23 protein-coding genes are annotated in these 26,011 nt (G+C 55.5%); 5 read left to right on the top strand and 18 right to left on the bottom strand.

The features are described from left to right. Window position 1: 1 nt before the first annotated feature. The 9 genes from ABID47_RS14630 to ABID47_RS14590 form a co-directional block, all read right to left on the bottom strand. Window positions 2-1,057 (bottom strand): metal ABC transporter solute-binding protein, Zn/Mn family, encoded by a 1,056-nt coding sequence (locus tag ABID47_RS14630; RefSeq protein WP_354497678.1) that lies wholly within the window; start codon window positions 1,055-1,057, stop codon window positions 2-4. Further along, entirely contained in the window at window positions 1,054-1,956 is a 903-nt protein-coding gene (locus ABID47_RS14625) for a metal ABC transporter permease (protein WP_354498757.1), read from the bottom strand. Before ABID47_RS14625 ends, ABID47_RS14630 begins: the two co-directional genes overlap by 4 nt. Then, window positions 1,893-2,600 carry a metal ABC transporter ATP-binding protein gene (locus ABID47_RS14620; RefSeq protein WP_116231099.1) on the bottom strand — a complete coding sequence of 236 codons (708 nt, stop codon included), beginning with the start codon at window positions 2,598-2,600 and terminating at the stop codon, window positions 1,893-1,895. Before ABID47_RS14620 ends, ABID47_RS14625 begins: the two co-directional genes overlap by 64 nt. 387 nt (window positions 2,601-2,987) lie before the next feature. Next, the gene (locus ABID47_RS14615) at window positions 2,988-3,914 is read right to left on the bottom strand and encodes a DMT family transporter (protein ID WP_354497676.1); all 927 of its coding nucleotides are present in this window, start codon (window positions 3,912-3,914) and stop codon (window positions 2,988-2,990) included. 80 nt (window positions 3,915-3,994) lie between these two features. Further along, entirely contained in the window at window positions 3,995-4,477 is a 483-nt protein-coding gene (locus ABID47_RS14610; protein ID WP_354497674.1) for a hypothetical protein, read from the bottom strand. Between the two features lie 102 nt (window positions 4,478-4,579). Further along, window positions 4,580-5,449, bottom strand: a complete 870-nt coding sequence (locus ABID47_RS14605) for an MBL fold metallo-hydrolase (RefSeq protein WP_354497672.1) — start codon at window positions 5,447-5,449, stop codon at window positions 4,580-4,582. Window positions 5,450-5,494: 45 nt separating this feature from the next. Continuing rightward, window positions 5,495-6,778, bottom strand: a complete 1,284-nt coding sequence (locus tag ABID47_RS14600) for an MFS transporter (protein ID WP_354497670.1) — start codon at window positions 6,776-6,778, stop codon at window positions 5,495-5,497. Continuing rightward, window positions 6,768-7,820: an ArsR/SmtB family transcription factor gene (locus ABID47_RS14595; protein WP_354497668.1), complete on the bottom strand. Its 1,053-nt coding sequence runs from the start codon at window positions 7,818-7,820 to the stop codon at window positions 6,768-6,770. Before ABID47_RS14595 ends, ABID47_RS14600 begins: the two co-directional genes overlap by 11 nt. Before the next feature lie 197 nt (window positions 7,821-8,017). Beyond that, entirely contained in the window at window positions 8,018-9,619 is a 1,602-nt protein-coding gene (locus ABID47_RS14590) for an S-layer homology domain-containing protein (protein ID WP_354497666.1), read from the bottom strand. Between the two features lie 291 nt (window positions 9,620-9,910). Between ABID47_RS14590 and ABID47_RS14585 the strand changes: the two genes are divergently transcribed. Together ABID47_RS14585 and ABID47_RS14580 are read left to right on the top strand one after the other, a co-directional pair. Beyond that, window positions 9,911-10,480, top strand: a complete 570-nt coding sequence (locus ABID47_RS14585; RefSeq protein WP_251674731.1) for a GNAT family N-acetyltransferase — start codon at window positions 9,911-9,913, stop codon at window positions 10,478-10,480. A 331-nt stretch (window positions 10,481-10,811) separates the two neighbouring features. Further along, a complete protein-coding gene (locus ABID47_RS14580; RefSeq protein ID WP_354497664.1) occupies window positions 10,812-11,558 on the top strand; it encodes a hypothetical protein in 747 nt (248 codons plus the stop codon). 91 nt (window positions 11,559-11,649) lie between these two features. On the opposite strand, the gene ABID47_RS14575 is transcribed toward ABID47_RS14580, so the two are convergent. The 5 genes from ABID47_RS14575 to ABID47_RS14555 form a co-directional block, all read right to left on the bottom strand. After that, window positions 11,650-12,213, bottom strand: a complete 564-nt coding sequence (locus ABID47_RS14575) for a GNAT family N-acetyltransferase (RefSeq protein WP_116231107.1) — start codon at window positions 12,211-12,213, stop codon at window positions 11,650-11,652. Window positions 12,214-12,292: 79 nt separating this feature from the next. Further along, the gene (locus ABID47_RS14570) at window positions 12,293-14,020 is read right to left on the bottom strand and encodes a proline--tRNA ligase (RefSeq protein WP_354498755.1); all 1,728 of its coding nucleotides are present in this window, start codon (window positions 14,018-14,020) and stop codon (window positions 12,293-12,295) included. 413 nt (window positions 14,021-14,433) lie between these two features. Continuing rightward, window positions 14,434-15,102, bottom strand: a complete 669-nt coding sequence (locus tag ABID47_RS14565; protein WP_354497661.1) for a class II aldolase/adducin family protein — start codon at window positions 15,100-15,102, stop codon at window positions 14,434-14,436. Window positions 15,103-15,416: 314 nt separating this feature from the next. After that, complete coding sequence (locus ABID47_RS14560; protein ID WP_354497659.1) at window positions 15,417-16,913, bottom strand: rhamnulokinase; 1,497 nt, start codon at window positions 16,911-16,913, stop codon at window positions 15,417-15,419. Between the two features lie 27 nt (window positions 16,914-16,940). Next, the gene (locus tag ABID47_RS14555; protein WP_354497657.1) at window positions 16,941-18,731 is read right to left on the bottom strand and encodes an L-fucose isomerase; all 1,791 of its coding nucleotides are present in this window, start codon (window positions 18,729-18,731) and stop codon (window positions 16,941-16,943) included. Window positions 18,732-19,233: 502 nt separating this feature from the next. On the opposite strand from ABID47_RS14555, the gene ABID47_RS14550 reads away from it, so the two are divergent. From ABID47_RS14550 to ABID47_RS14540, 3 genes are read left to right on the top strand one after another with little or no spacing between them, the layout of a single operon-like run. After that, on the top strand, window positions 19,234-20,238 hold the full coding sequence (locus tag ABID47_RS14550) for a LacI family DNA-binding transcriptional regulator (RefSeq protein ID WP_116231111.1): 1,005 nt from the start codon (window positions 19,234-19,236) through the stop codon (window positions 20,236-20,238). A gap of 37 nt (window positions 20,239-20,275) precedes the next feature. Further along, complete coding sequence (locus ABID47_RS14545) at window positions 20,276-21,637, top strand: TrkH family potassium uptake protein (protein WP_354498753.1); 1,362 nt, start codon at window positions 20,276-20,278, stop codon at window positions 21,635-21,637. 60 nt (window positions 21,638-21,697) lie between these two features. Then, window positions 21,698-22,123, top strand: coding sequence for a cytidine deaminase (locus ABID47_RS14540; RefSeq protein WP_354497655.1), 426 nt, complete (start codon window positions 21,698-21,700; stop codon window positions 22,121-22,123). A gap of 66 nt (window positions 22,124-22,189) precedes the next feature. On the opposite strand, the gene nagE is transcribed toward ABID47_RS14540, so the two are convergent. From nagE to ABID47_RS14520, 4 genes are all read right to left on the bottom strand, one after another. Then, window positions 22,190-23,656 carry an N-acetylglucosamine-specific PTS transporter subunit IIBC gene (gene nagE / locus ABID47_RS14535; RefSeq protein ID WP_145134718.1) on the bottom strand — a complete coding sequence of 489 codons (1,467 nt, stop codon included), beginning with the start codon at window positions 23,654-23,656 and terminating at the stop codon, window positions 22,190-22,192. A gap of 33 nt (window positions 23,657-23,689) precedes the next feature. Next, window positions 23,690-24,184, bottom strand: a complete 495-nt coding sequence (locus tag ABID47_RS14530) for a PTS sugar transporter subunit IIA (RefSeq protein WP_145134720.1) — start codon at window positions 24,182-24,184, stop codon at window positions 23,690-23,692. A 407-nt stretch (window positions 24,185-24,591) separates the two neighbouring features. Continuing rightward, on the bottom strand, window positions 24,592-25,755 hold the full coding sequence (locus ABID47_RS14525) for a GerAB/ArcD/ProY family transporter (protein WP_354497651.1): 1,164 nt from the start codon (window positions 25,753-25,755) through the stop codon (window positions 24,592-24,594). Further along, window positions 25,748-26,002, bottom strand: a complete 255-nt coding sequence (locus tag ABID47_RS14520) for a hypothetical protein (protein ID WP_354497649.1) — start codon at window positions 26,000-26,002, stop codon at window positions 25,748-25,750. Before ABID47_RS14520 ends, ABID47_RS14525 begins: the two co-directional genes overlap by 8 nt. Window positions 26,003-26,011 lie beyond the last annotated feature (9 nt).

Below are 26,011 nucleotides of genomic sequence, written 5' to 3'. Positions count from 1 at the left end.
ATTATTCATTCAGCGCCTTCACCAGCGCCGTTAAGTTTGTCTGCATAATCTGGAGATAGTCGAGGTTATTGGCCTCGTCTTCGGCGGTCAGCCCCTCGATCGGATTCAGCACGGCCGACTTCGCCCCGACCTCTTTGGCGATCGTATCCGCTACACTGGAGGATACCAGCGTCTCGAAGAAAATCGTCTTCACCTGATGAGCCTTGGCGAACTTCACGACCTCCGCCATCGCCTGCGCTGACGGTTCCTGCTCGGGAGAGAGACCGGCAATCGGTACCTGCGTCAGTCCATACGTGTGGGCCAGGTATCCGAAAGCTGCATGCTGCGTAACAAAATCTTTGCGCTTCGTGCCCGACAGCTCTTTCGTGTACTGCTCATCCAGCTGCTGCAGCTTGGCTATGTAGGCAGCGGCATTTTTTTCAAACTGTGCCTTGTGCTCCGGCGCTTTTGCAGACAGCGCTGCTTCGATCGTGCGGACTTCTCCGATGGCAAGCTTCGGCGACAGCCAAACATGGGGATCGAAAGCGCCGTGATCGTGCTCGTGTTCATGCTCATGCTCATGGGCAGGCTCCTCTTCGTGCCCTGTTTCCGCTTCAGTCGCATGCGCGTCTCCATCTGCAGCATCATGGTCATGATCGTGGTCTTCTTCTTCCGTTCCCGGGATCAGCTCCAAGCCCTTGCTCGCTTCTATCGCTGTCATCCCCTTGCTGTCCGAGCCGGAGACCACCTGATCCACCCAGCTCTCCAAGCCGGCTCCGTTATAGACCAGCATGTCCGCCTGCTCGATCGCGGCCATATCCTTCGGCGTCGGTTCCCAGTCGTGGGGCTCGGTGCCTGCAGGAACGAGCAGATGCACGTCCGCCAAATCGCCGGCAACCTGGCGGGTAAATTCATACATCGGGTAGAAGCTCGTTTCGATTTTGAGTTTGTCCTTGCCGGCCACGGTCGCCGCAGCCGGCTCAGCGCTATCCTTCTTCGCTGCCGATCCGCATCCGGCCAGGACCAGGATCATCGAACTTACGATAAGTGCAGATAGAAAGGGTGTTCTTTTATTCATGATACGTTTGTCTCCTCTTCTTGATAGGATGTGCTCATTACCTGCCTGGATGCGGACGGGACGGCCCTGACCGCTTCTCCCAAGTGGCGCTGTCTGCGGCGCTGGCCGACCTTCTGGACGGCAATACCCGCAAGTAGGATCAGCAGCAGCGTTAGCGCAATCGTGCCGCCTGGCGGAGTATCCGTGTAATAGGAAGCCGACAGGCCGCCGAACACGCCGGTCAGGCCGGCACAAACCGCCAGGATGCACGCCTGCAGAAAGCCGCCGGCAAAGCGCAGCGCAAATGCGGAAGGCAGCACGATCAGTGCCGAAACCAGCAGGACGCCGACGATAGGCATCGCCGCAGCCACGATCAGTCCCGTCATGACCGCGAATGCGAACGTCAGCAGCTTGACCTGTACGCCGCCCACGGCAGCCGTCTCCTCATCGAATGTCAGCGTATAGAGGTGGCGCCGAAGGACGGCGAAGAAGATCAGTCCACCCGCCGTCACCGCGGCGATGATCATCAGCTGCGATGGATTCACGGCCACGATGGAGCCGAACAGGTAGCTGCTGAAGCTTTTGCTCAGGTTGCTCTTCATGCTCATCAGCACCATCGCCAGCGCCAGCCCGGACGTCATAATGATCGCGACCGGAACCTCACTGTAAGCGCGGTAGGACCTCCTGAGCTGTTCAATCGCAATCCCGCCAATTACCGCAAACAGGAATCCCGCCAGTACAGGGCTCATATGCAGGACGCTCCCAAGCGCCACGCCCGCCATGGATACATGCGACAGGGTGTCCGCCATCAGCGACTGCCGCCGCAGGACGAGAAACACGCCGAGGATCGGCGCGATTAATGCAATAAGACCTCCTGCCCAAAAGGCGCGCTGCATGAATTCGAAGTGAAGCATTGGCAGTCTTCCTCCTTTCCTTCCAGCCGGATGACCCGGTCTAAATAGGGACGGGCTTCATCCAGTCCATGCGTCACCATGAGCACCGTGCGTCTGGCATCCGCGGATACATAGTCCCTCATCCATTGGTAAAATTGCAGCCTGCTGCCTGCATCCATGCCAGTTACCGGCTCGTCCAGGACGACCAGGTCGGGCTGCTGGGCCATGACGCGAGCGATGCATGCCTTCTGCTTCTGACCGCCGGATAACCCGCCGATTTTTCTGCTGCGGTATTCCCACATTCCCGCCCGCCGGAGGCTCCATTCCACGAGCGCATGCTGCTCGGCGCCGAAGCGGCGGAACAATCCAAGCTTCGGATAGCAGCCGGAACGGACCAGCTCGATCACCTTGCTCGGAAATCCGCTGTTGAACGAGGCTGCCTGCTGCGGCAAATACCCGATGGCCTTCCGGTTAAAATTCGGTGCGTAGCTGACCTCGCCGCTCCACGGCTTCACCAAGCCCAGCAGCAGTTTCAGCAGCGTCGACTTGGCAGCACCATTCGGCCCGCTGACCGCGATAAACTCGCCGGATTCAATCCGAAGCGAGACGTTATGTATGACAGGGACCCCATCATAACCGTATACAACGTTGTTCATTGCTGCGATATTCATCCCGTTTTCTCCCTCCTTATCGTCAAGGGATGAATCATTCCCTCTCGGACTTATTCGTAAATATTACGATTAATTTCAGACAAAAATTTTTTCCCTTTCTGCAGCTTATGGAGTTTCAAAGCGACTACCGTTCCTGTAACTTGCTTATAATCTTGCTTATCATCCATTCAGTCCGATCTTTTCGGGAATATGATGGCAAATATTCAAATCGGTACAGTATATGGGCTATTAATCGTAAATATTACGCTTTAACGATTAAACCACAAAACATCCAAGCTGGCAAGTAAATCGTAACAATTACTATTAATATTTCTCTGCATAAAGTGTTTTCAGCGCAAAAAAAAGCGGCTCCGACCATAGGTCGGAGCCGCTTCATTGTTGGTCAAATCATGGGGCCGGATGGGCCGGCTCGACAGGAATATCACTTTTCGGCCGGGTTTTGAACTTTCCGGCGTTCAGAAATACGATCAGGCCGGCAATCGCCAGCAGGCCCCCCGCCAGCTGAAACAACGTGATCGCTTCACCAAGGATCAGGAACGCGAGCAGGCTCGCCCCAACCGGTTCTCCCAGGATGCTCATCGAAATCGTCGATGCGGGCACATACTGCAGCAGCCAGTTAAACAGCAGATGGCCGAACACCGTCGGCACGACGGCCAGCAGCAGAAATATTCCCCAGTCCCGTCCCGGATATGCCGTAAAAGACACCCCGGCTGCCGCGTTATATACGGCAAACACGGCCGCTGCCGAAAGAAACACGACAAAGCTGTACACAAAGGATGGCACGCGGGCGACCATTTTTTGCCCGATCAGCATGTGCACGGACACCGCGAGCGTGCCGAGGACGGATAGCAGATCGCCAAGCAGATTGTCACGGGAAACGCCGATATCGCCGAGTCCGATCAGAACGGCTCCAGCAATGGCGACCACCATGCCCGAAATGGCGCCAGCCGACGTTTTTTCCTTATAAAAGAAGAACGCCCCGATGACGATAAAAACCGGCTCCAGCGCTAATATAATCGTTGAGCTGGAGACGCTCGTCAGCTTGAGCGACCCCATCCAGAGCAGGAAGTGAAGCGCGAGGAAAAAGCCGGACGTCCCGAGGAGGAGCCAATTTTTTATGGAAAGCGCGCGTAATTCCTTCCAATGGGGCTTCAGGAAGGGAAGCATCAAAATCGCGGTGAACAACAGACGGTACATGCCCTGCACCGACGCAGGCGCGGATGACCATTTTACGAAGATGGAAGAGAACGATATCGCCGTAATGCCGATCAGTAATGGAATGAAGGTAGGTAGGGGTGCGGATGTTTTTCTCATGGATGTTCCTTTCAACTGACATTGGGTGCGTTACAACATGTTATTGTAGCACGCCTTCTCCGCCCCGTCATGCCGAAAGTTTAGTACGGACGCCTGGATACGACCCACCATCCACATAACATGGCCGCCGATACACAAAATAACAAAATATGGGCATTGTAATAGAGCGAATTATTATATGGATTAAGAGCGCCAAGGAAAAGCGGCGAGCCGGCATTCTCGGTCATCTGGCGGTAGGTGTCCACCCACTGCATGATTTTGCGGTACTGGAAATAAACGGACAGGAGCAGGGCTAGCAGGCAAAAAAGCGGTAACCAGATCCGGTAGGCCTTCTTTACGATATGGTCACTGAGGTCGTCAAAATATTTGACGGCCATAATAAAGGTCGCGATCATCAGCATCAGCGCGGCCGTCCAGGCCGGAAACAAAAACAGCAGTCCGGGATTACCGTTGCCGGATATCGTCCTCCCGTTGTAACGAAAGGTCGTCAGGTCGACGAGATACACGAGGAGTACGCACAGCAGCACAAGCACGGCATACCATTTCACCGATTTTACGGACAAGAGTGCAGTTCACTTCCTTTCTTCAAACGTTGTATTTTGATAAAAAAAGCCGTATTCCAGGAGTATGGCCCCCGTTGTACGGCTGATGGTTCTAAGCTGCGATTAATGTTCGTACCGTTTCACGTAGGTCCCGTGATCTGGAATGGCCAGGCTGTCGAATTGTTCCGCCAGTCTCTTCAATCCCGCCGCAAGCACCTCGCCGGTTACGGGCTCTCCGTGCCCGGTGACGGCTGCATCCGGGTGCAGGGCCTCCAGCCGTTTGACCGACTGCCAGGCCGCCAACCAATCCGGCGTAAAATACCGCGGCGGTCCGCTAATTTCCACCTTCTGGGTCAGCACTTTGTAGAGCTCATCCTGCCGGACGGTCGTAAAGGCATCCCCAGCAATCAAAGTCCGATCCCTTTCCCGGAACAGGGATACATGCCCGGGCGAGTGTCCCGGCGTAGGAATCCACCTATATTCCGGCATGCCCGGTACGCTTCCGTTATCCGGCAGCGGCTTGACCCATGGTCCCACGTTGACAGGTTCGTTCGGAAACGCAAAGGACAGCTTCGCGAGCATTCCGCCCTCCACGGTCGGGTCGGGCTTCGGATAGCTCTTCTGTCCCGTCAGATATGGCATCTCCAGCTTATGGGCATATACCGGGACTTCCCAGTGCTTCACTAAATCGATCAGTGCGCCCACGTGGTCAAAATGGGCATGGGTCAATATAATCGCTTCCGGACGGCGGCCGGACCCGAAGCGCTCTTCCACCGTCCGGATGATGTCGTCCGCCGAACCTGGCATACCTGCATCAATCAATACGAACGATCCCGCCTGCGGGGCACTGGCCAGCACAATATTGACGATTTGCACCGTGTAGCTGTATACGTCCGGTTGAACCTCCACGCCCTTACCGCTGGCCGCCGAGGTGGCGGGAATATAATGATAGTCTGATCCGTAAGACAGCTCTTGATCGGTACCTTTCTCCATAGTCAACCTCTTTTCCTTCATGTGGTATGTAAAACGGTTGTTTTCCTATGGATATTTTCTCAAATCACCCGCCGGATTATGTCTGAAAATCATCGTCCAGGCCACACCCGTTCCCGTCACAGCCATAATCAGCAGTCCGACCGTCAGGAACAGCCGGGGAATTCCGTACGCCGCAGCGCAAAAAGTGCCGTAGAGGATACCAAGCGGCCCGGCAGATTTGACGAGCAGCAGCCGCATCGATAAGACCTGCCCAAGGACCTGCTCGGGGACCAGCCTGTAAAAAACATTACTGCTGAAGACATTCCAGAACGGCATCGCGATCCCCGCAGCCAGCTCGATCACCAAGGCAGCAGGCAGGCTGCGCACAAGCGACAGCCCGACGTAAGTCGCCCCGCCGATCAGGAGAGCGGCGAGCATGGTGCCAAGCATCGGAGAGGTTCCCCTTATTCTGCCGGCTGCCCAGCTGCCCAGCACATACCCGCAGGGAAATGCGGCCGTAAACCAGCCATATTCCGCCGCTCCGCCGCCAAGCACCTCCGAGACGTACGGGATATACATCGCCTGCGTAGCCGCTACGCCAAAGCTGGTAACGGAGACGAACAAAGCGAGCGCCACCAGCAGACGGTTGCCCGAAAATACCCTCCATCCGGCCCGGATCTGACCCAACCAAGCCGCTCCCGCGCCTGATCGGCCTTGTCCAGCAGAAGCAGCGTAGGCAGGTTGCCCCTCCCGAATGCAGCAGATGCACAGGTAAGAGCCGGCAAACAGCAAGGACAGGATCAGAAGGAGGGATCCCGGCTCAAGGACCTGCACGCCAAGACCCGCCAGCGGGAAGGCAAAGGTCCGCATCAGCTGCACGCTTCCCGACATCCATGCATTTTTGCGGGTCAGTTCTTTCGGCCTGACCAGCTTCGGAAGCAGGGCACCGGAAGCAAGGTCGTACATGACAAACGAGCTGATCCAAGCTGCCGTATACAATATATATGACTGTCTTTCCCCGGCTATCCACATCAGACCCGCGGCAAGATAAACCACTGCCCGGACGGCTTCCGACAGCTTCATGACCGCCGTTCTTTTCCACCGGTCGATCAGGGGACCGGCAAGCAGCTGAACGCCCCATTGGGAAGCGAAGCTGATCAGCCACAGCCCTCCCATCGCCAATGTGGAGCCTGTCACCTCATACAGCAGCCAGGAGAGGATGAACGTACCGCAGGTGCCGGCGAACACGGACAGCAGCTGGTCCGCATACAGCCATGCAAAATTTTGCGGCCACCGCCTCAGCTGTGCAGAATCACCCTCCGCTTGTTCCGGGCTCTGCCTATTGATCATGGCTGCCAGTCAAGAATTCGTTCAGCTCCCGTTCATGATAGTGCAGCGACTGCGGATTCCAGGCATAGCTGCCGCCCTTCACCCGGATGAGCCCGGCTGCGCGCAGAACGGCCAGATGATGATGCACCGTCGTTTTCCCCAGCCCCAAGGCGTCGGTCAGCTCCTTCAGCGTCCGGTCCTTCCCGGCGATCAGCTTCAAGGCGCGGAGCCTTTTGTCATCTCCCAGCGCCTTGTAGATCTGTACCAGCCTGGCTGGCGGGTCGTAAGGATCCCGGAGCCCCGGCAGGCTGGTCTCGCTGACAGGATAATAGAATACCTTCGTTTGCGGCAGCGAAGCCTCGACCGTAAACGGCCTATAAATGATTTGAGGAATGAGCAGCACCTGCTGAACCCCCGGCTCGGGAGCATACTCCACACCGGTTGCCCTCAGGACAGCCTCCTCAGGTGAAAGCGTCCGAAGCCAGGCCTCCTTCTCCTCCGCATCCCGCTTCAGCACGGCCGCCGTGATCTCCCGCTCGCGTTCCATAAACTCCGCGTCCCACAGCTGCAGCAGAGCAATCAGATGGTCCCTAAGCGTATCGGCATCTGTGGTCATCACATCATGAATCAATTGTGGAAAAAAACGGTGTCCGCGGCAGGCATCCATCATCTCTTCCGCACCAGCAGCGTCTCCTTTCGCCGCTCGTCTGCGAGCTGGCTCCAAAGTTGTCTCCAGGTACGGGAGCACAAGATAGCGGAACTCCTCCCTGCTTAGAGCAAGAGCCTCCTGTGCAAAGCTCTCAATCGTCTCGCAGCCCAAGGCATGCAGCAGCTGGAGCAGCATTTTCCAGGTGTTATGTTCCTGGCAGAACTTAAGCTCGGCTTCGAGTCGGTTGCTGGCTCCTTGGCGCAGCTGGGCATAATATTCGCCGGGCTTGTCCAGCGACCCGTGAAGCTTCGGATAGGTCAGCACGGCTGCACCCAGCGCGCACTCATACCAGATGGAGGTCTGCACTTTGGCCTCATAGCTCGTTCTTTTAAAGGAAAGATCCAGTAAGTTCATCCCTAATCTCCTCCCAAAATTCCATGTTATCGGTGCCGGTGGATTCCAAAATCTGGACTAATATATTTTATTCTAATCAATCAACTTCATAAATTCAATAATTATAGAACACTAAATTCTATTTTTACTGAATAATATTATAAAAATAGAGCCTGATCTATCCCAAGATCAGACTCCACCTATTTTACTGGTTATGATTAGTAGGAAGCATACCTTTCCGCATTGGACATCGCCGTCCATACGTCAGGCGTCTCCGCCCCCATATACCAGAAAGCGTAACCGGCCACTCCCCGGTCGGCTGCCATAACATATTTTTTCGTGATGGACCTGCTGTCCTCAATCCATATTTTATGGGTATATCCCTGTTTTTGATATTTGAAAACGTACTGCCCTAGGCTCTCGTCCCAACTGCGGTTATAGGCCACAGAACGCGTGCGGACGCCCTGCTGGGCCAGGTTCAATTCCTCCGAAGTGGCTCCTCCTTCTTTCAGCGTCCAGTCCCGGGTGTAGAATGGCAGGGCCAGGATCGTCTTGGACGATGGCACGGAGCGAAGAAGCTTGTCCAGCGCGCTTTCCACCCAAGGGTAAGAAGATACGGACCCGGCGATCGGGTCACCGCCCCAATGCTCATCGTAGCCCATTAGGATAATATAGTCTGCCGCCTGTCCCAGCGCCTTGTAATCAAAGGCTTCCGTCCAGTCGGTTCCGAGGTCCGGCGACACGTCGATCGATACGACGCCGCCCACGGTACGAAGGCTTTGGTCCAGCTCCGTCACGAACGCCGTCAGCGCTTCACGGTCCTGAGGGCTGACATTTTCAAAATCGACGTTGATGCCGCTCAGCCCGTACGATTTGACATAAGCGGTCAGCTGTTTGATCACGCTGCTTTTCTTCGCAGGATCGGTCAAAATATCGTCCGTCAGCTCAGGATCCGAGTGATTGCCGAGAAGCGCCCACACTTTTTTATGATTCTGCTTCGCCCAGCTCAGCAGGCTGGCGTCCACGTGGTTGGACAAGGAGCCGGTTCCCTCCTCCAGAAAAAACCAGCGGGGTACGATCGTGTTGACGTTGGATGCCTTCACCTTGGCGATAAACTGGGAGATGGTCAATCCGTTCTGCCATCCGACCTGCAGAGAGGACGCCGGCGTGGAATGGATCGCCTGATCCCATGACGAAATTTGCAGCACGCGGTCAAGCACGGCCGCGGTTTCTTCGCGGGTCATGTTGGCTTTGGGGCGGAATTTTCCGTCCGCTCCTTCCATCAGGCCTAATGCAGCCGCGGCTTTGATATAAGGGCGCGCCCATGCGGAAATGCTCTCGGCATCCTGATACGGCAGCTGCCCAGCGCTGACCGCTGCGGGTTCCTTTTTCAGCGCACGAACGATCAGGACTGCGGCTTCCTCCCGGGTAATATTCGCCTTCGGCTCAAAGGTGCTGGCGCTTTTCCCCTGAACAATGCCCAGATTGAGCCCGGCCTGCACCCAGCCGTAATACCAGGATGTACGCGGAACATCGCTAAAAGCGGGAATGTCCCCGTCCACTTCCTTCAATTTAAGCAATCGGTCCGTCATGGCGGTAAACTCGGCACGCGTTACCGTTTTGCGCGGTTCAAACGCTCCCCCTCCCGTTCCTTCAACAACGCCCTCGTGAACGAGGTCGACGATTTCATCCCGGGCGAAGCTCCCCGAAATGTCATGAAAAGGCAGACTCGAGCTGCCGGATGCGGCATATACCGGTCCAGTACTTGCGGCCAGCATGAATGCTGCAAATAAGGTTACTAACTTTTGCGGTTTAATCAAGGGAGGGTGCCTCACTTTTCATAGAATAGATTTTCTTTTCTTTCATAGAATGCTTACTCTTATCCTATCAAAAAGATGCGGACGATTTTATCGCTAAATATTGGTAGATATGGTATAAAAACTTTCAGAATAAAGTGGAATGAAAACGGGAAGATACGACAGCATTTGCCATGGACAGGCCTGGAAATTAGACTTATATTACTGTAAGCAGGCATCCAGACTGCCGGTATGAAGCGGCCGGAAATATAGTTGGAATGCCATCGACCGATATTATATTAAGGAGGGATTGTAATGCTGCTGGATCAGCATGAGGCCATTTATTTAAGAGAGCTGGTGGAAGAGGATGCAGAGGCGCTTTTTACGCTGCGCCGAAACAACCGCGATTTTCTTCAGCCCTTCGAACCGATTCGTCCCGACTCGTTCTGGACGCTGGAAGGACAGGTCAAGGACGTGTGGAACGGCATCACGGGCGCTGAGCTGGACCAGGCTTGTGTGCTGGGCATCTTTTTAAAGGAATCGGATCGGCTGATCGGCCGGGTTGCCTTGACGGCATTTGCGCGGGGGGTATTTCAAAACGCCAACATCGGCTACTTTATGGCGCAGGATCAGAACGGAAAAGGTTATATGACCGCGGCCGTCCGCATGAGCGTGGATCATGCGTTTCGAAGCCTCGGGCTGCACCGGGTGCAGGCCGGCGTCATGCCGCGAAACCTGCGGTCGCTGCGCGTGCTGGAAAAAGCAGGCTTCCGCCGGGAAGGCCTTGCGGAGCGGTATTTGCAAATCAACGGTGTATGGGAGGACCATGTCCTGCTGGCCGTGACAGCGGAGGAATGGCCGGGACTCGAGCGGGCAGCGGAATAGCTGAGAGCTTAAAAGGAAGACTTGCGATTTGCCGGACGAACTTGAGTCCTTGGGAAGGCTCTGAATAAGGTTATCCATAGAGTTTCGCAAGGTATTTGTGAGGCAGTCGTGAGGGATTCGTGATGCATTTTCATAAGGAATTCGCGAGGCAGTCGTGAGGGATTCATGAAGCTCTCGGGGGCTTTCGTGAGGCTTTTTCGCGCTTCTTTTGTGTGGCTGTTTGGGCGGAGACCCTTCCCGTGCTACAATGTTACCAGTTATATAGAATAACTACTATACTTTCTGATCACATAAAAAACGCAAACACACCAACGGCTGAAAGGTAAACGATATGGAATACTTGTATGAAACAAAAGCGGGCAGTTACGAGGACTACGCCAGCGGCAGAGTACTATATAATGCCCCCGGCGTGACCTCCTTCCCGGTGCGGCTCGGAAGCGAAATCGTCCAGCGGTGCTTCGGCATTCTGGAGGAGCGGGGATTTTCCGGCCCTTATACCCTTTACGATCCCTGCTGCGGCGGAGCCTACTTGCTGACCATAACCGGTCTTCTTCACGGTTCTAGGATCCGGCGGATGTATGCCTCGGATGTCGATCCGAACGCCCTGTCCGTCGCGGGCAAAAATTTGGCGCTCCTGACGAAGCAGGGGCTCAGCGAACGGGAGCTTCAGCTGCGGGAGCTGTACGAAAACTACGGCAAACCTTCGCATAAGGAAGCGCTGGAGAGCTTGGCCCGCCTTGAGTCTGCAGTCTCGGGCCTGACTTTGGACGCAAGCGTCGTTTTTCAGGACAACATTACGGAGCCGCACCACCTGGATCACGTCGATCAGCCGATTCATCTGGTGCTGACCGACCTTCCATACGGGGATCTCGTCAGTTGGGAAAGCGGCGGCGCCGACCCGGTGTCCGCTTTATTCGAGCATATCTATCCGCTGCTCAGCAGCGAAGGTGCGGTCGTCGCGATGATCGCGGACAAAAGCCAAAAGCTGGGGCACGCCCGTTATAAACGGCTTCAGCATTTCAAGATCGGCAAGCGGCAGGTGGCGATTTTTGAACCGATCCGGGAAATGAAGGCTTGATGTGCCAGAAATGACCGCCGCCAGTATATAAATGCAGCAAAGGACAGCCCGACGGCTGTCCTTTTTGCTGTTCATTTTTCGCAGGCTGCCTTCAGCCCAAATGCTTGACCATATGATAATACACGTGGCCGTTAATCATAATGTTTTTGTCGGTCTGGTATCCGAGCTTCAGGTACAGCGAATGGGCCTTCGTGTTATCCGTTACAACCGCCATGGCGATTTTAGCGTATCCGTATGCACTTGCCCGTTCCTCGGCTGCGCGAATCAGGGACGTGCCGATCCCCCGTCCGCCATACTCCGGCGAGACCGAAAGCGTGTCGATGTAATATTCGTCGAGGTCCGCTTCCTTATCCAGCTGCAAATCCGGGTTCTGCTTCATGGATCGCAGCCTCGCAAGGATGGGCCGGTCCAGCTCCGCTGCCTGGTCGCCTCCGTATGCCACCACAAGGCCTACCGGCCGTTCATCCAGTTCTTTCACCAGCGTCTGCTTGTAGCTAAGGCGGCCATCCTCGGCGGCAAAATAGGCTTCAAGCGCGGCCAGCACGGCCTCCTCGCTGTCCTCTCCGGTTAATTGATTCGCAACATCATGCAGCGCATCGTACAGCAGCCGGGCGGCATGATGCGCGTCTTCTCGTTTTGCGGGTCTAATTGTCATAGCTTCCTCCATCATAGCAATACATAAGGTTAATCTGCCCAGGAAATTCCATTCCCGTGAGCAGGCATAATCCCTTCTATTATAGAGTTTCCCATGACGCAGAACAAATTTCAGCAGCCAGCCGGGCAGCTTCCTGCCACGCTATCTCAGTCCGTCCACCGGCCCTGCGGTCTGTCCACTCGACGATGCCTTCCCCTGCCCGTTTGCCTACGACAATGCGAAGCGGCAGGCCGATCAAGTCCGCATCCTTGAACTTCACGCCCGGCCGCTCCTCCCGGTCATCGACGAGGCATTCCACGCCCTGCCGTGCAAGCTCCTTGGCAATCTGCTCCACAACCGCCGCCTGATCCGGATCCTGGGCGGAGACGGGAATCAGATGCACAGAATACGGGGCAATGCCGAGCGGCCAGCACATCCCTTGTTCCGCGGGCGATTGCTCGGCCACTGCCGAAAGGAGGCGGGAAACGCCGATGCCATAACAGCCCATGATCATCGTCTGCTCCCTGCCGGCTTCGTCCGTATATCCGGCATTGAGGACGCTGCTGTATTTGGTGCCCAGCTTGAAGACGTGGCCTACTTCGATGCCTTTGGCAAAATGCAGCGTCTCCCCGCAGTTTGGACAGCGGTCCCCCTCCTGCACGCTGCGGTAATCGCCGATATGCGCCGGCTGAAAATCCCGGGACGGCACCACGTTCCGCAGATGCGCATGTTCCTCTCCCGCTCCGGCTACCGCGCCGCCGTACAGCACGGCATCCCGGTCCAAATATACAGGGATATCAAGGCCGACAGGTCCAGCATAACCATGAGGCGCTCCCGTCACCTTCAGCACCTCCTGCGGGTCGGCGAGCTCAAGCGTCACGCACCCAATCGCTGCGGCCAGCTTATTCTCGTTGACTTCATGATCTCCCCGTACGACAGCAGCGACTGGCTTATCGTCAGCCCTATAAATCATCGTCTTCAAAATATGTGATGCCGGCACCCCAAGGAAGGCGCTCACTTCTTCGATCGTCCTTGTGTTCGGCGTGGCGACTTTTTCGATGGCTGGAGCTTGGCGTTCCGCTTCATCCGCCGAATGTTCTCCTGCAGCAGCAGCAGCGGCCTTCTCCAGATTGGCCGCATACCCGCAGGCCAGGCAGCTGACGATCGTATCCTCGCCGATTTCCGCGGGCGCCATGAACTCATGCGTTTCCCCTTCACCGCCGATGGCTCCCGCCTCCGCTTCCACCATGCTGAACTTCAGGCCGCAGCGGGTGAAGATACGGCGGTAAGCATCCCGGACCGCCTGATAGGTCCGGTCCAGCTCCTCCCAGCTGCGGTCAAACGAATACGCATCCTTCATCAGAAACTCGCGCCCCCGGAGCAATCCGAAGCGCGGACGCCGCTCATCCCGGAACTTCGTCTGGATTTGGTACAGGCGAAGCGGGAGCTTGCGGTACGAATTCACCTCGCTCGCGGCAAGCGCTGTGATGACCTCCTCATGCGTCGGTCCGAGCACAAATTCGCGCTCATGCCTGTCCTGCAGGCGGATCAGCTCCGCCCCGTAGGCCCCGTACCGTCCGGAGCGCTCCCACAGCTCGGCCGGCTGCATGGCCGGCAGGTGCAGCTCCTGGAACCCGGCCTGGTCCATTTCTTCGCGGACGATTGTCTGAATCCGGCGCAGCACGCGCCAGCCAAGCGGCAGGTAGCTGTAAATTCCAGCAGCCAGCTGCCGGATAAAGCCCGCCCGGAGCAGCAGCTGGTGGCTTCGCGCTTCCGCTTCGGCAGGGGCCTCCCGCAACGTTGGGATCAATAGGGACGTTTGCTTGATAATATAACGGCTCATCGCCGATCAACCTCCTCTTATCTTTTAATGCAGCACATATTCGTGACAAACACAAACTCAATCTCAAACAACAAAAAACACATCCGTCCTGAAGGGACGAATGTGTTCGTGGTACCACCCTGTATTCAACCGCCGCATGCACGGCAGTCCTTAATTGGCAATATAACGGGATCACCCGGCCATGAATACTCGAACCTGCAGATTCTTTCATCACGGCAGCTACAAGACGGGAAGCTCATGTCCGTGCGCGGAAACCTTTCAGCCAGGGGTTTCTTCTCTGGATAACGCCGGTCCTCATGAACTGTTGCTCTTGTTCATCGCTTTGGAAATTTGACAAACCATGGTTTGTTTTTTCCATACTTTACAGGATGATCAAGACCGATGTCAAGAGCCGGATATCACTTCATTTTCTGCAGGAGCTGCACCCGGTAGGCTTCGCTTTCGAGCGACTGGATCTCTTTGTACTCGGCGTCGGTCAGCACTTTCGGCTCGCCCACCGCCTTGGCGGCGAGGTATACCTTCGCGCTTTCCTCCACCACTTCGGTCCGGTAGTACGCTTCGCGGAGATTTTTCCCGGTCGTCACGAGCCCATGATTTTCGAGCAAAATCGAGTTGTGTTCCCCGACTTTCTCCGCGACTGCATTGGCCAGCAGATCGGTCGTCGGCAGCACGTAGGGCACAAAGGCGATGTCGCCAACAAGCGCGGCCTGGTCCGGGAACAGCATCGGCAGCTCCTTCGAGACCAGAGTCAACGCGATGCAGTGGGCCGGATGGGTATGCACGATCGCCTGGATATCCGGATTGACCCGGTAGGCAAACAGATGCATCAGTACCTCAGATGACGGCCGCACCTCTTGATCCAGCACTTTGCCGGAGTCGATCTCCACCCGGATCCACTGCCCCGGCTCAATGTCTTCGAGTGCAAACCCGCTCGGAGACAGCAGCATGATGTTACCCGTTTTTGCGCTAATGTTCCCGCCCGGCCCCACTACCAGCCCTTTGGCTACCGTTTTCCTGGCGTACCGGGTCAACTCTTCCCTGACTTGCTGTTCAAGCTCCACAGTCATTTCTCTCCACTCTCCTTTATAGAGGTTGTTCAAAAATTCCGCTTTTGATAAGAAAACCAATCGAGGCCAATCAAGGATGAGTGACCGCCATTAAAAATGTAGGTTTTCTTGCGATATAGAATTTCATCAGCTCCGCTGATAACGAATAAACCCTATATCTAACACGAAGTAAATCGGGAAGCTGATTCGGCATCGAATCTAGAATTCAACCGGGCCTTCCGGTGCTCACGTACCCACACGTACGCTCTGCTCCTCAGTCCCTAGCTTCATCCAATCTTCTCGGTGCTGAAAACCGACCTTTTTGAACAAGTACTTTATACCGTCTCTTGACGTTTAAAAAGATTCACGTACTGCTGATAGCGTTCCTCCCACATCGCCGCATCCTCCGGCAGGTAGGTTTCCGGCGGAAAGGACTCAAGAACGACCTGCCGGATCTCGGCAAGGTTCTTCACTTCGCCGTGGGCCAGCGCCTGCATCATCAGATTGCCGATGGCCGTGGCTTCCACCGGCCCGGCAATCACCGGACGGCCGGTGACGTTCGCCGTCAGCTGGCACAGCAGCCGGTTCTGGATGCCGCCGCCGACGATATGAATATGCTCCATCCGCTCTCCGGCGAGCTTCTCGATTTCGTCCAGCGTCTGGCGGTATTGAAGCGCCAGGCTTTCGACAATGCAGCGCACGATGGCCGCGCGGGACTCCGGCACCTTCTGGCCGCTATCCCGGCAGTATTCGCGGATCCGCTGCGGCATGCCGCCCGGCGGCAGGAAGACGGCGTCGGCAGCGTCGATATAGCTGCCGTTCTCCGGCGCCGACAGCGCCAGCTCGGTCAGCTCGTCGTACGTGAGCGGCGTGCCTTCCAGCGCCCATGTGCGACGGCACTCCTGCAGCAGCCACAGCCCCATGATGTTCTTGAGCAGCCGGATGTTGCCGCCCGCTCCCCCTTCATTGCTGAAGAAGCTGTCCCGGCTGTAATCGCTGAGCGCCGGCTGATCGAGCTCGATGCCCATCAGCGACCAGGTCCCGGAGCTGATGAAGGCATACGGGGCAGCCCCCGCCGGGACGGACGCCACCGCGGCCGCCGTGTCGTGGCCCGCCGCGGCGATTACCGCCATGTCCGGCACCTGCAGCTCCTCGCGGATGTCCTGCCGCAGCTGTCCCAGCATCGTTCCCGGCATCACGATCTCCGAGAACAGCGATTCCGGAATGGACAGCGTGTTCAGAATGCCGCTGTGCCATGTACGGCTGCGCGGATCGAGCAATCCGCTCGTGCTGGCGATCGTATATTCATTGGCCATGACGCCAGACAAATAGTAATGAAACAGATCCGGCATCATCAGCATTTTTAGCCCGTCCGCTCCATAGCCGGAGCGGACCTTCTCCTCGGCATACAGCTGATAAATCGTGTTGATCGAGGAGGAGCGGATGCCGGTCAGTTGGAACAATTCTTTTTCCGGAATCGCTGAGAACACTTCCGACATGACCTGCTCTGTCCGCAGGTCCCGATAATGATAAGGGTTGCCGGCCAGTCTCCCCTTGGCATCCACCAAGCCGTAGTCAACGCCCCAAGTGTCCACCGCCACCGATACCGGGGCACCGCCCGCTATCCGCCGGGAAGCGTGAATGCCCTGCTTCAGCTCATGGAACAGCCGCAGAAAATCCCAGTGAAAATGGTTCCCGAGGCGAACCGGTTCGTTATTGAAACGATGCACCTCGCTTACGGACAGCGTTCGGCCATTGAATGCACCCGTCACGGCGCGTCCGCTGCTTGCCCCGAAATCCACCGCCAGCATGTGTAAGGATTGCGAACCCATTAGCCTCACCTCGCCCGTAGAAAATGCTTACTTGTACAGCGGTCCGAAGTTATGGCAGGCCCGGAAGTCCGCTCCCTCCGGATCGCTTGTTCCGAACAGCCCCCAGGCTCTCGGACGGAATACCTGCTCTTCCGAAACGTTGTGCATGCTCACCGGAATGCGCAGGATCGAAGCCAGTGTGATCAGGTCCGCGCCGATATGTCCGTAGCTGATCGCACCGTGGTTGGCTCCCCAGTGATCCATCACGGAATACACGTCCTTGAACGCTCCCTCGCCCGTCAGGTTCGGTGCAAACCAGGTGGTCGGCCACGTCGGGTCGGTCCGCTGATCCAGCTTGTCATGCACTTCCTCAGGCAGGTCGACCGTATATCCTTCGGCAATTTGCAGGACAGGACCAAGCCCTTTGACCAGGTTCAGCCTGGACATCGTCACCGGCATGCCGCCGCGCGTCAGGAAGTCGGACGAGAAGCCTCCCCCGCGGAAATATTCCACGGCCGCCGGGCGCCAGGACGTGGCTTTGAGGCAGTTGTCCGCGTCCTCCTGTGTAATTTCCCAGAACGGCTTCAAGGCAGGCTTGCCGTCCTTCATCTGCTCCCCGGTACCATCCAGCGCCGCCGGTCCGGAGTTAATCAAATGCAAGAGGCCGTTCGCCGCGGCCCCGTCCAGCTCATGACCGGTCACCCGCTTCACCGCGTCGGGACTCCAGTATGTACGGACGTCGGCAAAGATTTGGGCGGTATTCGTCAGCAGGTAGCCGAAGAGCATCGATACGCCGTTCAGGCTGTCATTTTCGGTAGCCACCAAATAAGGAGCACGGATGCCGTTCCAGTCGAACGAGGAATTCAGAATCGCTTCATGGAAGTCACCGTTCGGGAAGTGGTCCGTCCACTGCCGCTGTCCCTGGAAGCCGGACACGATCGCGTGATGGCCCATGGCCTCTTCTTCAAAGCCGAGCTCCGCCAGCCGCGGATTGCCCACCATCAGATCGCGTACGATCTGCGTCATTTTGACAACGGTCTCCCAGTCCTTATCCTTCTTCTCGCGCGAAGTCCGGATCGCTTCAGGATTGTTGTCCGGCCCCTCGTTGCAGTTCTCCTTCACCCAAGCCATGGCGAGCTTGAACTCTTCCGGATCGTAAATCTCCTCTTCGATCCGCCGCGTAATTTCAGACATGTCCACGTACTCGTTGCGCATGCCCAAATATTCCTGGAAGAAGTCCGGATCGATCATCGAGCCGGCGATGCCCATCGACACCGAGCCGATGGCCAGGTAGGATTTGCCCTTCATCGTTGCAGCGGCCAGACCGGCTCTGGCAAAACGCAGCAGTTTCTCCTGCACATCGGCAGGAATCGAAGGATCGTTCAGATCCTGCACGTCCCGGCCGTAGATGCCGAACGCCGGGAGTCCCTTCTGCGCATGGGCAGACAATACGGCTGCCAAATAGACCGCGCCCGGTCTTTCCGTACCGTTGAATCCCCATACCGCCTTCGGAATCGAAGGATCCATGTCCATCGTTTCCGTTCCGTAGCACCAGCACGGCGTCACGGTGATGGATACGCCTACGCCGGCTTTGGCAAATTTGTCGGCGCAAGCCGCCGCTTCCGCCACGCCTCCGATGCAGGTGTCGGCAATGACGCATTCTACAGGGGAACCGTCAGGGTAGCGAAGCTGTTCGCCAAGAAAAGCAGCGACCGACTTCGCCAGATTCATGGTCATATCCTCCAGGGACTCCCGAACCCCCTTCCGTCTGCCGTCTATCGTCGGCCGGATGCCGATCTTGGGGAACCCGTGCTTCCATCTTTCGTTCTGGTTGGCCATCGTTTGTTTCCTCCTCAGCTTTTCTTATCATTTTTCATTGCTTAAGATTGGGGTTACCGGTAACCCTAAAATAAAAAAATATACAGCCTTCCAATCCGTCGTTCCTATGAAAAACGTCAATCGGCATGCATTTTTGGAATACAGAACAAGCTTGGCTTGAAAGCGACATGGATTGATCGGAGCACCGTCACTAAACCGGAACACGTGCTGATCTCTTCAAAAAAAGAAAAGTGCTTTCCTGAAATTTCAACGCTGCTGCTCTATATAACATACCGGTCCCGCTGCCTCGTCCGCTCTTTAGATCGTCCTAAGCTCCAGGTACAAAACGCCTTGCATGATTGCTTGAATTGGATCTGCTGCATTGATGCTGGGTCAAATGCTCAAAAAAATGTATAATGAGTTATCGGTAACTTTAAAATAACAATGAAAGCGATTACTGTCAATCCGTATTTTCTTTTATCCGGGCGGTTCTGATAGAATATACAGCAAAGAGGGGTTTACATTGGTAACGATTTACGATATAGCGCAAAAGGCCAACGTCTCGGCCATGACGGTCTCCAAGGTCATCAACAATACCGGGCGGATCAGTGAGGAGACACGCCGCAAAGTCAAAAAAGTGATGGAAGAGCTTAATTACATACCGAATTCAAATGCCCGGAGCCTTGTCCTGCAGCAGACACAAATTCTGTCCCTGCTCATCACGGACATCACCAACCCGTTCTATACGAGCCTGGCCCGCGGTGCCGAAGACGGTGCCAAACAGTACGGCTACCGCCTTCTGTTCGGCAACAGTGACGAGGATTACGCAAAGGAAAAGGATTATGTCGACATGATCCTGTCCACGCGGGTCGATGGCGTGCTGTTTGCTCCGGCCGGGGACCTGTCGCTGAAAAATCTCGAGAAGCTGCGGGCTCACAACATCCCGTTCGTCATTATGGACCGGGCGGTGCCCGGAATCGAGTCGGATATGATCTGCGGGGACAGCAAGGAAGGCGCCCGGAAGCTTGTCGATTACCTGATCGGGCTGGGTCATCGTCGCATCGCGCTTGTCAACGGTTCCCTGGACGTCTCCACGGCCCGGCTCCGTTATGAGGGATACGCGGAGGCGTTGGCCCTTCAGGGCATCCCGTTGGATGAGACGCTCATCATCCACCAGAACTACCGTGATTACCATGCGGATGATCATCTGGAGCAGCTGCTCGAGCAGCCTTCCCCTCCGACCGCGATTTTTGCGGCCAACAACGTATTGGCGGTCGGTGTCATCCGGGATCTGCGCGAGCGTGGCCTCCGGGTGCCGGAGGACATCTCCGTCGTTTGCTTCGACGACCTCGATCTATCGTCGGCGCTGGACCCCTTTCTGACGGTGGCGGCACAGCCGGCTTACCAGTTTGGCGCCATGGGCATCCAGCTGCTGGTGGAGCGGATTCGGGGCAGCTCCGTTCCGGAGTCCCGCAAGGTGATTTTACCGTCAGAGCTGGTGATCCGTTCGTCTGCCAAACCTATCTAAGTCACAGCAAGAGGTGAGTTTCATTTTACAAAAAAGCATGACCCGGGGGCATTGGTCCAAACGGCTGCTCACACCCCCTAAAATTCTGGTGTTCGGGTTTCTGATTATGATTGCGGCCGGGACCCTGCTTCTGACGCTGCCGGCAGCGTCGGCTACCGGGATCTCGATCGGGCCCCTGAACGCGCTGTTCACGGCAACTTCAGCCGCCTGCGTGACCGGCCTTACGGTCGTCGACACGGGAACGGCTTTTTCCGTGTTCGGACAAACCGTCATCCTGCTATTGGTCCAAGTTGGCGGCATCGGCTTCATGACGATGGCGACGCTGATCGCGCTCGTGCTGAACAAGCGGATTTCGCTGAGAGAGCGGCTGGTTTTGCAGGAAGCGCTGAACCACGGCACCATCGACGGCGTAGTCCGGCTGGTCAAGAAGGTTATCCTGTATTCCCTGCTGATCGAAGTGGCGGGGGCGCTGCTGCTTGCGGTCCATTACGTGTTCTCGCTTTCTCTTCCGCTGGGCAAGGCCGTCTATTTCGGTATCTATCACAGCATCTCAATGTTTAACAACGCAGGATTCGATTTGATGGGAAGCGTGCAGGGGCCGTTCAGCGGTATGGCTTCCTTCGTAAGCGACCCGTTTATGAATATCGTCCTGATGGCACTTATTTTTCTGGGCGGGATCGGCTTTATCGTGCTGTCAGACCTGCTGGAATACCCGAAGGTCCGCAAAATCTCACTGCACAGTAAGGTTGTGCTCAGCGCGACCGCGGTGCTTGTCTTCGTCGGCGGGCTCGTCATTTTCCTGATGGAGGTCACCAATCCGCATACGTTGGGTCCACTTAGTACCGGCGGCAAGATTTGGGCCTCGCTGTTCCAATCGGTGACGACCCGCTCCGGCGGTGTCAATACGGTCGATATCGGCGGCCTTCACCAGTCAACGCAGTTCTTCATGATCCTGTTGATGTTCATCGGCGCAGCTCCCGGCTCGACCGGCGGCGGCATCAAGATTACGACGTTTGTGCTGCTACTCGGTGCGGTGCATGCGATGATCCGCGGCCGGGAAGATGTCGTACTGTTCCGCAAACGGATCGCCAAGGATGTGGTGTACAAAGCCATCACGCTGACGCTCCTGTCCATTCTGCTGATCATCCTGTTTGCCATGCTGCTGTCGGTGACGGAAGACCACGATTTTATGTCAATCCTGTTTGAATCGGCTTCGGCCTTCGGCACGACAGGCATCTCCATGGGACTGACCACCGAGCTCAGCCCCTTCGGCAAGGTATGGGTGATCTGCCTGATGTACCTGGGCCGATTGGGTCCGCTTACCCTTGCGTACGCGCTGACACGGGACAGCAAGAAGGAGCCGTACAATCATCCGGAAGGGAAAATCATTATCGGTTAAACCCGTTGTGGGTCTCAACTTATGCGGGGATCGCAATTTTTTTGAAATGAGGCTGTCGATATGAGTATTGAGCAACAAATGTATGATGAAGTTATTGAACTTATTAGAAAAAGGTATCCGACAGGCTGGGGCGGCGCTGCAGCCGTCCGGCTTATAGACGGAACGATCCTCACTAGCGTGGCTCCGGAGGTCATCAACGACTCCACTCATCTATGTATGGAGACGGGGGCTATATTGGAGGCCCACAAGCTGAACAAGAAGGTAACACATTCGATCTGCTTGGCACGGGATGACGAGATGTCGCCGTACAAGGTGCTCTCTCCTTGCGGGGTGTGCCAGGAACGTTTATTTTATTGGGGTCCAGACGTGAAATGCGCCGTCACGGTCCCGGGCGGCGAGCTCGTCTTCAAAACGTTGGCGGAAATTCAGCCGTATCACTGGAGTGCCGCTTATGACGATCTGAAAGAAAAATGGACGACGACCTGATGCACTGCCGAATGCCAAAAGAGGCTCCCCTTCATGGGGAGCCTCTTTGTCATACCGCCGACGTCATTACATCAGCTTCTGGATTTCATCCTTCAGCACCTCGGACTGCGGTCCGAACACCACCTGGACGGCGCCTTTGCCGAGCCGCATGACGCCGGAGGCGCCGAGCTGCTTCAGCCCTTGATCGTTGACGACCGACTCGTCTTTGACGACAAGACGCAGACGGGTAATACATGCATCGATACTCTCGATGTTGTCCGTGCCCCCGATATTCGCGAGCACTCTGGCTGCCTTGCTGTCCGATGCCGCAACGCCCGCATCTGCTGCGCCGCCTTCTATTGCTTCGTCCGCCACCTGAACATCATCCTCCCGACCCGGCGTTTTCAGGTTGAGCTTCACGATCAGCACCCGGAACAGGACGTAGTACACGACCGCGAAGACCAGACCTACCGGAATGAGCAGCAGCGGCTTGGTGGACAGCGGATAGTTCAGCGCATAGTCGATAAAACCGGCCGAGAATCCGAAGCCGAGCTTCACGCCCAGCGCATACATCACGTAACCGGCCACCCCCGCCAGCACTGCATGTATACCATATAGTACAGGAGCGACGAACATGAATGCAAATTCAAGCGGTTCCGTGATCCCTGTCAGGAATGAAGCGACTGCGGCACCGATAAAGATCGAGGCCACCGCTTTGCGCTTCTCCTTCTTGGCGGTATGGATAATAGCTAGTGCCGCTGCCGGCAGGCCGAACATCATAATCGGGAAGAAACCGGTCATGAACATGCCCGCGGATTTATCTCCCGCAAAGAACCGGTACAGGTCGCCGTGAACGACCTTGCCTGCCGCGTCGGTATAATCCCCGATCTGGAACCAGACGATCGAGTTGATAATATGGTGCAGGCCGAACGGAACGAGCAGTCGGTTTGCGATCAAGTATACCGCGCTGCCGATTCCGCCAAGGCTGACGATCCAGCGGCCGAACGTATCCAGCACGTCCTGGACAGGCCCCCAGATGAGGCCGAGAACGATGCCGACGAATACCATCGTGACGGACGTAATAATCGGCACAAAGCGTTTGCCGCCGAAAAATCCGAGCCAGTCCGGCAGCTTGATTTTATGAAAACGGTTGTATAAATAGGCGGAAATCAGACCGACGATGATGCCTCCGAGAACCCCTGTGTTAAGCTCCGCGCCTTTATCCATAACAGTCGTAAACGCAAGCGGTACCTTAACCAGCACCTTTAAAAGAATAATGTGGCCGATGACGGCAGAGAGCGCGGCGACGGCGTCACCCGTCAGTCCGATAGCCACCCCGACGGCAAAGATGAGCGGCAGGTTATCGAAGATCGTCGATCCGCCGGCATCCAGAAACGGTGCAATGTAGTGGTTCAGGAACCATCCCACCTGGTTGCCCAGGTGGAAATCCTTAATATAGTCGATGTTGCCAAAACGCATCAGAATCGCCGCCGCCGGCAGCGTCGCCACCGGAAGCATCAGCGACTTCCCGATTTTTTGCAGAAATGCTAGCATGTTCTGTCATCCCTTTCTCGTCGAAAGTAGCTTTTAGGATTTAAGCGTAACGCTCAGGATTTCGGTCTGTCCGGCGGTTACGGCCCCCAGCTTCGTTTCCATCTGCTCCACTTTGTCTTCGCTGTTCGTGATAATGACCGGCGTTACGGTCGGAAGACCTGCCGCGCGAATCGCCTCGATGTCGAATTCGATCAGCGTTTGTCCAGCCTTCACCTTGTCTCCCGTGTTGACATGGCTTGTAAATCCGCTGCCTTTCAGCCCTACGGTGTTAATGCCGATATGAAACAGGAACTGCAGGCCGTTCTCATGCTCTACAATGACCGCATGCTTGGACTTGATTACGTGAGCCACGACGCCGTCAAACGGAGCGATCAGCTTGCCGTCGGCAGGCTCAATGGCGAGCCCTTTGCCCATATGTCCGCCTGCAAAAGCTTCATCCGGAACCTGATCAAGCGGTACAGCCGTACCTGTAAGCGGGGACGTAATCTCTAACGTTTGCTGTTTTTTGGATTTCCATTTTGAAAACATGAACATTCCTCCTTGACGAAATCTGCGTGAATCTCCGATCGGTTGTCATCATCCGGGCTATGAAAAAAGGATCTTTTCCATTATGTCCAGGAACGGATGAACTATGTGGGAACCTGTTATATGCTTGCGGTTGGAAGCTGCCTAGAACACAACCTTTGAAACGGAAGCGATTTCAAAACGTTGGGAGCTCCCTTCCCATGCCACACACTCCTCCCCAAAAGACCAACAAAAAAAGCCAAGAATAGACTCCTCGCAGGAATCGATTCTTGGCTCATGCCCAATGTTAAGGTAACACGCCAATTTCAAGTATTCACTTATGTGCCTATATTAAAACAAGATACAGCGATACGTCAATAGCCAATCTATTCAATTTTGTATCCTGGTCGATATGCTCTTATTCTGGAATGTTACTCAGGCTGTGGTCGTGGTTGTAAATGCGCCTCTGACTGCGGCTGCGAAGGCGGTTGTGTCTGTGCCTGCGAACCTTGCTTATTCCGACTGCGGAAATTCCCAACGATCAGCAGCACTGCCGGTATAACGAATCCCGGGAACACCGCCATCATCGGGTAAACAATTCCGGACCATTCCAGCTCCGCCGTGTTGCGAAGAACCCAAAGGGACAACGGCAGCAGCAAAAAGGAAAAGGGAATCACCAAGTTCTTGTAGCTAATCACGTTAAAGCACTGCACGGTTGCAATCACGGTGATATAGAAGCAGATCAGGAGCTTCATGAACGATGTAATCAGCCAAATAATCCCCACAATGACCTCTGCCCGTTCCATCACCCGCTCAATCCGGATCTCACGTGCCACGTCATAGACTGCATAAGGGGATCGGGCCGTCAGGTCCACGCCAAGCACCATGATCGTGATCAAGCTGAGCAGTGTACCTGAAATCAGGGTACCCACGCTGGTGATATAAAAATATTTTTTTATTTTTTGCTGGTTTTGTACAAACGGGATCAGCATGAGACAGATAGCAATTTCTAGCGAGGGAAACCCCACCAGTGGGTAACCTGCCTTAATCGATGGCATTATCCCTTCGGGAAACATCGGAAACAACTCTCCAGGATGCATTTTAGGGATCAAGAGCAGCGCTGTAATAATAAAAACGGACATCGCCCACGGAAACAAAATTTCCCCTGTTCTTCCAATAACTTCAATTCCTAAAAAGCAGCCGTAAATCGCAGGGATCAAGATCACCACCATATTAACAACCAATGGCGTTTGAGGAAGCACAACCGAGCCGATAAAATTACCGATGTTCCGCAACACATATGCGGTCAAAATCAAAAAATAGAACATGTATACAACGGCAATAGCTGATCCGAACCACTTTCCCGTCAGTAAGCGGCCGTACTGGATAATCGTCTGCTGCGGATACCGAAAGCCGAGTTTCATATAGAGCGTGATGAGACCAAGCTGAATGATTCCGACGATGATGACGCTGAACCAGGCGTCTTGTCCAGCAATGGACACAAGCGTATGCGGCTGAACGAGCGCGGCCGTGCCGATAATATACAAATACATGATCAAAGCAAACTGTTGAGCCGAAATTTTACCCTTATCCATGGATCACCCTGCCCTCCGTCACCCAATTCATGACTGGCTTGGCGAGAGGTCCGAAAATATGGCCCATCACGATCACGAAAGACGGCAGGGGGATGTCCGTGATCAGCAGCATATACAGAAACCCTCCAAACAGCAAGATTGTCGTCGAACTCCATAGATCCTTTTTGGACGCCTGCCGGCGGAGCGCAATAAAATTCAGGATCACAGCCACAAAGATTACTGCAGTGATGATATAATCGGGACCCACGAAAAACAC

Origin of the sequence: Paenibacillus favisporus (assembly GCF_040545415.1) — a bacterium.
Classification (GTDB): Bacteria; Bacillota; Bacilli; order Paenibacillales; family Paenibacillaceae; genus Paenibacillus_AQ; species Paenibacillus_AQ favisporus.
Note: the sequence above shows the minus strand (reverse complement) of the source record. Positions and strands in the feature narration are given on the sequence as shown.